The organism is Mycobacterium pinniadriaticum, from assembly GCF_026242045.1.
GTDB classification, from domain to species: Bacteria; Actinomycetota; Actinomycetes; order Mycobacteriales; family Mycobacteriaceae; genus Mycobacterium; species Mycobacterium pinniadriaticum.
Window position 1 is genome coordinate 286,461 of record NZ_JAPJDO010000005.1, and the last position, 10,323, is coordinate 296,783.

Genomic DNA, 10,323 nt, shown 5'->3' on the forward strand with positions numbered 1-10,323 from the left:
GTATCGGTCGAGATGCCGACCAAGCGCGACTATGCTGAGGCGTCGTGACTAGACGCGGCAAGATCGTCTGTACCCTCGGCCCAGCCACCAGCACCGACGACTCCGTCCGGGCACTGGTCGACGCGGGCATGGATGTCGCGCGCCTGAACTTCAGCCACGGCGACTACGTCGACCACGAGGCCGCCTACAAGCGCGTTCGCAAAGCCTCCGACATCACGGGTCGCGCCGTCGGCATCCTCGCCGACCTGCAGGGACCCAAGATCCGGCTCGGCCGCTTCGCGGACGGCCCGACCTACTGGGCCAACGGGGAGACGGTGCGGATCACCGTCGAGGACTGCGAGGGTAACCACGACCGGGTGTCGACCACCTACAAGCATCTGGCCAAGGACGCTGCGCCCGGCGACCGGCTGCTGGTCGACGACGGCAAGGTGGCGCTGATCGTCGAACACATCGATGGCGACGACGTGGTGTGCATGGTCACCGAGGGCGGCCCGGTCAGCAACAACAAGGGACTCTCGCTGCCGGGTATGAACGTCTCGGTGCCGGCGCTGTCGGAGAAGGACATCGAGGACCTGGAGTTCGCGCTGCGCCTCGGGGTGGACCTGGTGGCCTTGTCCTTCGTCCGCTCACCGGCCGATGTCGAGCTGGTGCACGAGGTGATGGACCGGGTCGGCCACCGCGTTCCGGTGATCGCGAAACTGGAGAAGCCCGAAGCCATCGACAACCTCGAGGCGATCGTGCTGGCCTTCGATGCGGTGATGGTGGCCCGCGGTGACCTGGGTGTGGAGCTTCCCCTCGAGGAGGTCCCGCTGGTTCAGAAGCGGGCGATCCAGATGGCCCGGGAGAACGCCAAGCCGGTGATCGTGGCGACCCAGATGCTGGAGTCGATGATCGAGAACTCCCGACCGACCCGCGCCGAGGCTTCCGACGTCGCGAACGCCGTGCTCGACGGCGCCGACGCGGTGATGCTCTCCGGGGAGACCTCGGTCGGCAAGTATCCGCTGGAGGCCGTGCGGACGATGGCGCGGATCATCCGCGCCGTCGAGGAGAACTCGACGGCCGCGCCGCCGCTGACCCACGTGCCGCGCACCAAGCGAGGCGTCATCTCCTACGCCGCCCGCGATATCGGGGAACGGCTCGACGCCAAGGCTCTGGTCGCGTTCACGCAATCCGGCGACACCGTCAAACGGCTCGCTCGGCTGCACACCCCGCTGCCGCTGCTGGCGTTCACCGCACTGCCCGAGGTGCGCAGCCAGCTGGCACTGACCTGGGGTACCGAGACGTTCATCGTTCCGCACATGAAACAGACCGACGACATGATCCGGCAGGTCGACCACTCGCTGCTGGAGCTCGGCCGTTACAAGCGGGGCGACCTGGTGGTCATCGTCGCAGGCGCGCCGCCGGGCACAGTAGGCTCGACCAACCTGATCCACGTGCACCGGATCGGGGAGGACGACCACTAGACCCCCGGGAGTTTTGCCACGTGGCCAGCACGGACCTCGACGACCTGTTGGCCATCCTTGATCTCTCCCGGATCGGCGACGACGTCTTCGCCGGGGTTCACCCCCGCAAGAACCCGCCCCGCACGTTCGGCGGGCAGCTGATGGCCCAGGCGTTCGTGGCGGCCGGCCGGACCCTGGTCCACGACATCGTGCCCAGCGCGCTGTCGGTGCACTTCATCGCCGGCGGCGACCCGGGCGCCGATATCGAGTACCACGTGGTGCGGCTGCGCGACGAGCGGCGCTTCGCCAACCGGCGTGTCGACGCGATGCAGGACGGCAAGCTCCTGGCCACTGCGCTGGTGTCCTACCTGTCCGCGGGGAGCGGGTTGGAGCACAACGTCGCGATGCCCGATCTTCCCGCGCCGGAGACGCTGCCCACGATCGACCAGCTGCTGATCGGATACGAGAAGGTGGTGCCCGGATTCGTCGACGCGCTGCGTCCGATCGAATGGCGCTACACCAACGACCCGTCCTGGATCATGCGCGAGAAGGGCGGCATGCTCACGGCCAACCAGGTGTGGCTCAAGGCCGACGGGGTGATGCCCGACGAGCCCCTGCTGCACACGGCGGCGATGGTGTATTCCTCGGACACCACGGTGCTGGATTCGATCATCACCACTCACGGTCTGTCCTGGGGCTGGGACCGGATCTTCGCGGTGACCGTCAACCATTCGGTGTGGTTCCACCGGCAGGTCGACTTCTCCGACTGGGTGCTCTATTCGACGAGTTCACCGGTCGCCGCCGAATCGCGCGGCCTGGGCACCGGTCATTTCTTCAACCCGGCCGGGGACGTGGTGGCCACCGTCGTCCAGGAAGGCATCGTCAAGCACTTTCCGGGAAACGCCTGATAGAGGGCGTATCGTTTTCCCCGTGACCGAACCACCGGTCCAGGTAGCGCTGAGGCTACGTGCCAGGGAACGGGTTGTCGTGCATGTCGACACCCTCGCCGCCCGCTGGGTGGGTGCGCTGGCGTTGCTCATCGCGGCCAGCTGGCTGGCCGTCCTGGTGGTCCGCACCCACGATCACGCCAACTGGCAGGCCGACGGGCGCCTGGCCTGGTCGCTGACCATCCTCGCGGGGGTCGCGCTGATCGCCCGGGGCATCTTCCTGGGGCGACCGGTGACCGCCGCACACGCGATCGCGGCCGCCGCGGCGGTCTTGGCGGGTTTCGCGGCCCACCTCCTGGCCTTCGACTTCTTCGGCAATGTTCTGATCGCGTCGTCCGGGCTGGTGCTGATGTGGCCGACGACGGCGCGACCGGAGCCGGGTGAGCTGGCGCGGGTATGGGCGCTGGTGAATGCGACCAGCGGCGATCCGGTGGCGCCGTTCGCGATGCAGATGTTGAAGAGCTACTTCTTCAGTGCCGACGGCACCGCGGCGATCGCGTACCGCACCCGCCTGGGTTACGCCGTGGTCAGCGGTGACCCGATCGGTGACGAGGACCGCTTCGACGAGCTGGTCGCCGACTTCGTCGGGATGTGTCATGCCCACGGCTGGCGGGTCGTGATACTCGGCTGCAGCGAGCGACGGCTCGGGTTGTGGCGGGATCCGGCGGTGATCGGCCAGACCCTGCGGCCGGTGCCGATCGGTCGGGACGTCGTCATCGACATCCCGGTGTTCGACATGGTGGGCCGCCGCTTCCGCAATCTGCGCCAGGCGGTACAGCGCACCCACAACTTCGGCATCACCACCGAGATCGTCGCCGAGCAAGAGATCGACGACGGCCGGCTCGCCGACCTGACCGACGTGCTGCTGTCCTCGCCGAAGGGTGCGCGCACCGAGCGCGGCTTCTCGATGATCCTGGACGGGGCACTGACGGGTCGGTACCCCGGCATCGTGCTGATCATCGCGCGCGACGCGGCCGGGCGGGTACAGGGGTTCCACCGCTACGCGCTCGCCGGTGGTGGTAGCGACATCACCCTCGACGTCCCGTGGCGGCGTCGCGGCGCCCCCAACGGCATCGACGAGCGGCTGTCGGTGGACATGATCAATGCGATGAGAGAAGTTGGGGCGCAGCGTCTCTCACTGGCCTTCGCGGCGTTTCCGGAGATCTTCAGGGACAAGCAACGCGGACCACTCAGCAGTTTCTTCTACGCGGCGATCCACCTGGGGGACTCGCTGATCGTCCTCGAGTCGCTCTACCGCTACCTGCGCAAGTTCCACGCGCTCGGTGACCGCCGGTACGTGCTGCTCCCACTGGCTCAGGTGCTGCCGCTGCTGGTGGTGTTGTTGTCGCTGGAGTTCCTGCCGCGGCGGCGGCAGCTGCCTGGCGCTACGGGGCCGGCGTCAGGGTGACGCTGAACCGGTTCTCCACCGACTGCCGGAATTCGTCGGCGCATTGCTGCACCTTGGACTGATCCTGGCCGGCTTTCTGTAGGCAGTCGATGTAATCGGTGGCGCCGACTTCGTTGAAAACCCCGACCCAGACGGCGATGAAGGCCAGCCCGACGATGATGGCGAGGAATCCGAGGATGACGCCGGCGAGTGCGACGCCGCCGTTGTTGGCCTCGCCGCGCTTGGCTCGACTGCGCCCGGCGAAGCCGATGATCACCGCGACGATGCCGAGAATGATGCCGCCGACCACCGAGAACGACGACAGCAGCGCGACGATCGCGATCACCAGTGCGGTGATGCCCAACCCGTTGCGCGGGCCGGTGGGCGGTGGGGCGTAGCCCGCATACGGCTGCGGCGGAGCGGGTGGGTAGGCGCCGGGATAGGGGCCCGCCGCATACGGGTTCGGGTACGGCGGCGGGGGAGGCGGCGGGGTGGGCTGCTGAGGTGCCTGCTCTGGGGGCTCAGTCATGGAGTGCACGTTACCCGTCGTTGCCGATCGATAGTCGTGGACAGGCGATGTCGTTGCCAAGTTGATGGGTGGCGACGACCACGGTGCGGGCCGGCGACAGCAGCCCCTGCCGATCGTCGAGCAGGGCCCGCAGTATCCGTTGTCCGTCGGCGGCGTCGAGGTGCTCGGTCGGCTCGTCGAGCAGCACGACCGGTGCGGGGCACAACAACACCCGCGCCAACAGCAGTCGCCGGCGCTGCCCGGCCGACACCGCGCCGGCGCCGCCGGCCAGCACGGTGGCCAGTCCGTCGGGCAGGCTGGCCAGCCAGTCCCGCAGGCCGACCACGGCCAGCGTGTGGGCGAGTTCTTCGTCCGTGCAATCGCCGCGCGCCACCAACAGGTTGTCCCGCACGGTGGTGCTGAACAGATGGGCATCCTCGGCGAAATAGCAGACCACACTCCGCAATTGCGATTCGGTGAGGGCGGTGGTCGGGACACCGTCGAGGGTCACCGTGCCAGTGGCCGGCGGGATCAGGCCCGCCAGGCTCATCAGCAGTGCGGTCTTGCCGGCACCGCTGCGTCCGGTGATCGCCAGCCGGGCGCCGGGCTGCAGGGTCACCTCGATGGGCTGGCCGGCGGGGCCGCCGGGGTAGCCGGCGCGCAGTTGGGCTCGCACCGTCGGTGTGGTGGCATGGGTAGCGATGACGACGGGCTCAGTCGTGTCGGTCGTGGCCGGTAGCAGGTCGTGCAGTCGCGCGGCCGCGATGCGTGCGCGGGTCAGGGCAACGGCGGCCGCCGGCAGCATCGCGGTGGCCTCGAACGCGGAGAGCGGCAACAACATCAGCACCGCCAGCGTGGTCGGTGCGGTGTGGGCCGCGATACCGATGCCGATGGTGACCGCCCCGAGGACACTGGTGCCGATGGCCAGGATCGGCACCGCGGCGGCCGCCGCGGCCGGTGCGGCCGCCCGGTCGATCGCTGACCCCCAATCACGCTGCCGTTGTTCGGCTTCGGCGATCACGGCGGGCAGCCGGCCGGCCACCCGCAATTCCGCGGCATACTCGAGTGCGGTGACCGCGGCGACATCGCGGCCGGATTGTTGTTGGCGGGCAACAGCTTCCTGCGCATGAACCGCGCGCGCGGACAGTCCCGGCGCCAGCACGCCCGCGACCAGCAGGCACACCGCGAGGACGACGGCCACCGCGGGGGAGATCATCGCGATGACCGCGGTGGCCGAGACGCCGAGGACCCCGGCGACCCCGATCGGGACCAGCGCGCGGACCAGGACGTCAGCGAGGGTGTCGACATCGGCCCCCACCCGGGCCAGCAGGTCACCGCTGTGCAGCCGGGCAGTGATGTCGGCGGGGCCGCGAGCCAGCCGGCGGTAGATCTCGCTGCGGGCACTGGCGGCCGCCCGCAACGCGGTGTCGTGCGAGGCCAGCCGCTCGCAGTAGCCCAGGACGCCGCGGGAGATACCGAAGGTCCGTACGGCCACGACGGCAACCGACAGGTCGAGCACGGGCGGCATCTGCCAGGCCCGGGTGATCAGCCAGGCCGACACTCCGGCCAGGGCCAGCGCGCTGCCCAACGCCAGAGAGCCGAGCGCGATCGCCAGCAGCAGCCGGGGCAGGCGCGGCCGCAACAATGGCAGCGCCGAGCGCAGTTCAGACGGCGGCATGGTGATCGGCTTCCACGGCGATGACATGATCGGCGATCCCCACCACGCTGTCGCGGTGGGCGACCAGTACAACGGTGGCCCCTTCGGCCGCCCGCCGTGTGATCGCCTGCAGCACGGTCTTTTCCGTCGCCTCGTCCAGGTGTGAGGTGGGTTCGTCGAGGAGTAGCACCGGAGCGGGGGAGCCCAGTGCTCGGGCCAGGCCGAGGCGCTGACGTTGCCCGAGCGAGAGCCCGGTGCCGCCGCGGCCCACGACGGTGTCGATACCGTTCGGCAGTTCGTCGAGCACTTCGGTGAATCCCGCTGCTCGGCATGCTGGGTCAAGCTCGCTCAGCGGTCCGAAGAGAGCGAGGTTCTCGGCGATGGTGCCGGGGATGATCACCGGACGCTGGGCCAGCCACGCCAGCTGCCGCCACCAGGCCGGCCGGTCTACCTCGGCGACATCGACACCGCCGATGGTGATGCGGCCGCGGGTGGGGGTGACGAGTCCGGCGATCGCGAGCAGGGCCGTCGTCTTGCCGGCGCCGTTGGCCCCGGTCAGGACGGTGACCTGACCGGGCGGCAGCCGGCCGGACAACTCGTGCGGCGACATCCCGTCCCGTCCGGCCACGCACAGCCCGTCGAGCACGATCGCGGCGCCGGCGGCGGTAATCGTACGGGTGCCGGCCGGCGGTTCGGGATGGTGCTCGATCAACGCGAACGCCTTGTCGGCGGCGGCCTTTCCGTTCTGCGCCGCGTGGAACTCGACGCCGACGCGGCGCAGCGGCCAGAACACGTCCGGGGCCAGCAACAGCACGGTCAACCCGGCGGCCAGGCTCATCTCGCCGAATACCAGCCGAAGCCCGATGCTGACCGCGACCAAAGCCACGCCGAGCGTGGCGATGAGCTCGAGCACCAGTGCTGAGAGGAATGCGATGCGCAGGGTAGCCATCGCCGAACGGCGATGGGCCGCACTGAGTTTAGCGATCCGCTCGGCCGGACCGTCAGCCCGGCCGAGTGCGCGCAGCGTGGGGATGCCGGCGATCAGGTCCATCAGTCGCGCCTGCAGTGTGGTCATCGCCTCCAGGGCGGCGGCCGACCGCTCGGCGGTGGCCAAGCCGATCAGCACCATGAACACCGGGATCAGTGGCAGCGCGACGAGCACGATCAGGGCCGATTCGACATCGTTGAGCGCGATGACCGCGACGGTGGCCGGCGTCAGAATCGCGGCCAGGAACAACGCCGGGAGATACGCGGTGAAGTAGGGCCGCAGACCGTCGAGCCCGGTGGTGATCACCGTCGCGGCGTCGTCGCGACGAGTAGTGCCGACATCGGGCGGCAGTGCGGTGACCGCACGCAACACCTGGCCGCCGAGGTCGGCGATCACGGCGCTGGCCCCCCGCTGGCCGAGCCGGCCCTGAAGCCAACCGACCAGCGCCCGAGCCAGCCAGAGCCCCGCCAGGATGATCAGGTCGCTGCGCCAGTAACCGATGCTGCGGGTGGCCGGTTCGGTGATGACGCCCGCCACCAGGTGGCCGAGGATGACGGCACCGGCGATGGCGCACGCCGCGATGACCGTGTCGCAGCCGACCGTCGCGACCAGATAGCGGCGCACCGCCGCCGAGGCCCGCCACAGACGTGGGTCCAACGGGCCCGTACGGCGCTGGCCGCCGGCGCTCAGGGCACGCGCCTCAATGGCAGGCCGATGGACTCCGGGATCGACTCGGCGAAGATCCGCTTACGGAAGATCCAGTATGTCCAGGCCTGGTAGACCAGGACGATCGGGGTGAATATCAATGCCGCCCAGGTCATCACCTTCAGCGTGTACGGGCTGGACGACCCGTTGTAGATCGTCAGGTTGTAGGCCGGATCGATGGTCGAGGGCACCAGGTTCGGGTAGAGCGAGCCGAACAGCAGGGTCACCACGGCGGCGACGACGATCGTCGTCGCCAGGAACGCCCAGCCTTCGCGGACGCCCCACGCGGCCGCGACCGCGGCCAGTTGGGCCACCACCGCCAGGGCCAGTACCGCCCAGGTCCACGGCTTGCCGTGCGCCAGTTGGGTCCACAGACCGAACGCGGCGACCAGCACCGTGGCGGGCACGCTCAGTTGGCGGGCCAACCCGGTCGCGTCGGTGCGCACGGCGCCACCGGACTTCAGCGCCAGGAACACCGCGCCGTGGAACAGGAACAGGGAGCAGGTGGCCAACCCGCCGAGCAGGGTGTACGGGTTCAGAACATCGGTGACCGACAGTCCGACGACGTTCTTGTCGGGTCCGACGGGCAGTCCGTTGACCAGGATGGCGAACGCCACGCCCCAGAGGATCGCGGGCAGCCACGAACCGGCGGCGATTCCGATGTCGCACCAGGTGCGCCATTTCGGATCGTTGATCTTGCCCCGCCACTCGATCGCCACGATGCGCGCGATCATCGACAGCAGGATGACCAGCAACGGCAGGTACAGCGCCGAGAACACCGTGGCATACCAGTTCGGGAAGGCGGCGAACATGGCACCACCCGCGGTGATCAGCCACACCTCGTTGCCGTCCCAGACCGGCCCGATGGTGTTGAGCACCGCCCTGCGGTGACTTTCGTTATCGCCCTTGCCGATCCGTCCCAGCCACGCCATCACCATGCCGACGCCGAAGTCGAACCCCTCCAGGACGAAGAAGCCGAGGAACAGCACCGCCACGATGATGAACCAGAACTGTTGCAGTCCCATGATGTAACTCCTCGGGTCCGGCAGGCTCAGTAGGCGAACGACAGCGGGGCGACCTCGTCATCCCCGGGTGGGGCCGGTGGCGCGGGTTCGGAGTCGTGTTCCAGCGGCCCGGCGGTGACGTAGCGCCGGAGCAGGTAGAACCAGATCACCGCGAGTACCGCGTAGATCAACGTGAACGAGATCAACGACACCCACACCAGCCCCGGCCCGTGCAGTGACACTCCTTGCCGAACGGTCAGCCGAACCAGCTGATCGCCATCGGGGTTGGGGGCGACCACCCAGGGTTGTCGGCCCATTTCGGTGAACACCCAGCCGGCGATCGAGGCCAGGAACGGCGTCGGAAGCGTCACCAGCGCAAAGTTGGAGAACCACCTTCCTTCGGGCACCCGGCCGCCACGGGTGAGCCACAGCGTGGCGAGCGCGAACAGCAGCGGTACCGCCAGGAGCCCGATCATCGCGCGGAACGACCAGTAGGTGACGAACAGGTTCGGCACGTACCACTCCGGGCCGAACTTCTGCTCGTATTGCTGCTGAAGGTCTTTGGCGCCCTCCAGGGTGACGCCGCTCAACTTGCCCTTGGCCAGGAACGGCAGAACGTAGGGCACCTCGATGACCCTGGTGATGCTGTCGCAGTTGTTGTGCGTGCCGAGGGTCAGCAGGGAGAAGCCCGGATCCGTTTCGGTGTGGCACAGCGACTCCGCAGCCGCCATCTTCATCGGCTGCTGGTGGAACATCAGCTTGCCCTGTACGTCGCCGGTGAAGAACAGTCCGACGCAGGCGACCAGCGCCACCAGTGAGCCCAGGATGGCGCCCGGACGATAGAGGGCGGTCGCGTCCGGGCTGCCCTTGGCCCGGACCATCCACCATGCGCACACGGCCGCGACGAAGGTCGCCGCGGTCAGGAACGACGCCGCCACGGCGTGCCAGAACGCCGCCACACCGGTGTTGTTGGTGAACAGCTCGGCGATGCTCTGAAGTTCGGCGCGGCCGGTCGCCGGATTGAACCGGGCCCCGACGGGGTGCTGCATGAACGAGTTCGCCGTGATGATGAAGAACGCCGACAGATTGACCGCGAACGCCACCAGCCAGATCGAGGTCAGGTGCAGCCACTTGGGCAGCCGGCTCCAGCCGAAGATCCACAGCCCGATGAAGGTCGACTCCAGGAAGAACGCGACCAGGCCCTCCAGCGCGAGCGGCGCGCCGAAGATGTCGCCCACGAACCGGGAGTACTCGCTCCAGTTCATCCCGAACTGAAATTCCTGCACGATGCCCGTCGCGACGCCGATCGCGAAGTTGATCAGGAAGATCTTCCCGAAGAACTTGGTCATCCGGTACCAGGCCGGGTTGTCGGTCACCACCCAGATCGTCTGCATCACGGCGATCAGCGGCGCGAGGCCGATGGTCAGTGGAACGAAAATGAAGTGGTAGACGGTCGTGATTCCGAACTGCCAGCGGGACACGTCAAGAGCACTCATACCGGAATTCTCCATGAAATGCGAAAGGCGCGGATCGCCTATCTACGACGAAGTGTAGTAGGAATCCGCGCCGTCCGCGCTAGGAGGCCGCTGAACAAGGCGGTTCTGGGGCTGAGCTGTGGCACGGGTCGGGGCGTGGATTGGTGGGCGGTCGGCCGGCGAGCGCGGATCGTGGCGGTGGGGGCCTGT

Annotated in this window: 8 protein-coding genes; 3 read left to right on the forward strand and 5 right to left on the reverse strand. The window is 68.5% G+C overall.

Features of this window, described 5'->3' with window-relative positions; translation table 11 throughout:
- Positions 1–44 precede the first annotated feature (44 nt).
- Genes pyk through ORI27_RS08870 form a run of 3 tightly spaced genes read left to right on the forward strand, consistent with a single transcriptional unit; the run spans position 45 to position 3,797 of the window.
- Positions 45–1,463, forward strand: a complete 1,419-nt coding sequence (gene pyk / locus ORI27_RS08860; RefSeq protein WP_265996066.1) for a pyruvate kinase — start codon at positions 45–47, stop codon at positions 1,461–1,463.
- Between the two features lie 20 nt (positions 1,464–1,483).
- Complete coding sequence (locus tag ORI27_RS08865; protein ID WP_265996064.1) at positions 1,484–2,350, forward strand: acyl-CoA thioesterase; 867 nt, start codon at positions 1,484–1,486, stop codon at positions 2,348–2,350.
- Positions 2,351–2,372: 22 nt separating this feature from the next.
- Positions 2,373–3,797, forward strand: a complete 1,425-nt coding sequence (locus tag ORI27_RS08870; protein ID WP_265996063.1) for a bifunctional lysylphosphatidylglycerol flippase/synthetase MprF — start codon at positions 2,373–2,375, stop codon at positions 3,795–3,797.
- Here ORI27_RS08870 and ORI27_RS08875 read toward each other — a convergent pair.
- The 5 genes from ORI27_RS08875 to ORI27_RS08895 all read right to left on the reverse strand — a co-directional run bounded on the left by ORI27_RS08875 (position 3,775) and on the right by ORI27_RS08895 (position 10,134).
- A complete protein-coding gene (locus ORI27_RS08875; RefSeq protein WP_265996062.1) occupies positions 3,775–4,305 on the reverse strand; it encodes a DUF4190 domain-containing protein in 531 nt (176 codons plus the stop codon). The genes ORI27_RS08870 and ORI27_RS08875 overlap by 23 nt on opposite strands.
- Before the next feature lie 10 nt (positions 4,306–4,315).
- A complete protein-coding gene (gene cydC / locus ORI27_RS08880) occupies positions 4,316–5,989 on the reverse strand; it encodes a thiol reductant ABC exporter subunit CydC (protein WP_265996061.1) in 1,674 nt (557 codons plus the stop codon).
- Complete coding sequence (gene cydD, locus ORI27_RS08885; RefSeq protein WP_265996347.1) at positions 5,949–7,553, reverse strand: thiol reductant ABC exporter subunit CydD; 1,605 nt, start codon at positions 7,551–7,553, stop codon at positions 5,949–5,951. The genes cydC and cydD overlap by 41 nt, the downstream gene beginning before the upstream one ends.
- 62 nt (positions 7,554–7,615) lie before the next feature.
- On the reverse strand, positions 7,616–8,659 hold the full coding sequence (gene cydB / locus ORI27_RS08890; protein ID WP_265996060.1) for a cytochrome d ubiquinol oxidase subunit II: 1,044 nt from the start codon (positions 8,657–8,659) through the stop codon (positions 7,616–7,618).
- Positions 8,660–8,685: 26 nt separating this feature from the next.
- Entirely contained in the window at positions 8,686–10,134 is a 1,449-nt protein-coding gene (locus ORI27_RS08895; protein ID WP_265996059.1) for a cytochrome ubiquinol oxidase subunit I, read from the reverse strand.
- Positions 10,135–10,323 lie beyond the last annotated feature (189 nt).

Excerpts from the sequence above, each read along its gene's own strand:
- ORI27_RS08875 (WP_265996062.1), bottom strand. The coding sequence starts at position 4,305 with ATGACTGAGCCCCCAGAGCAGGCACCTCAGCAGCCCACCCCGCCGCCT.
- cydC (WP_265996061.1), bottom strand. The coding sequence starts at position 5,989 with ATGTCATCGCCGTGGAAGCCGATCACCATGCCGCCGTCTGAACTGCGC.
- cydB (WP_265996060.1), bottom strand. The coding sequence starts at position 8,659 with ATGGGACTGCAACAGTTCTGGTTCATCATCGTGGCGGTGCTGTTCCTC.
- ORI27_RS08895 (WP_265996059.1), bottom strand. The coding sequence starts at position 10,134 with ATGAGTGCTCTTGACGTGTCCCGCTGGCAGTTCGGAATCACGACCGTC.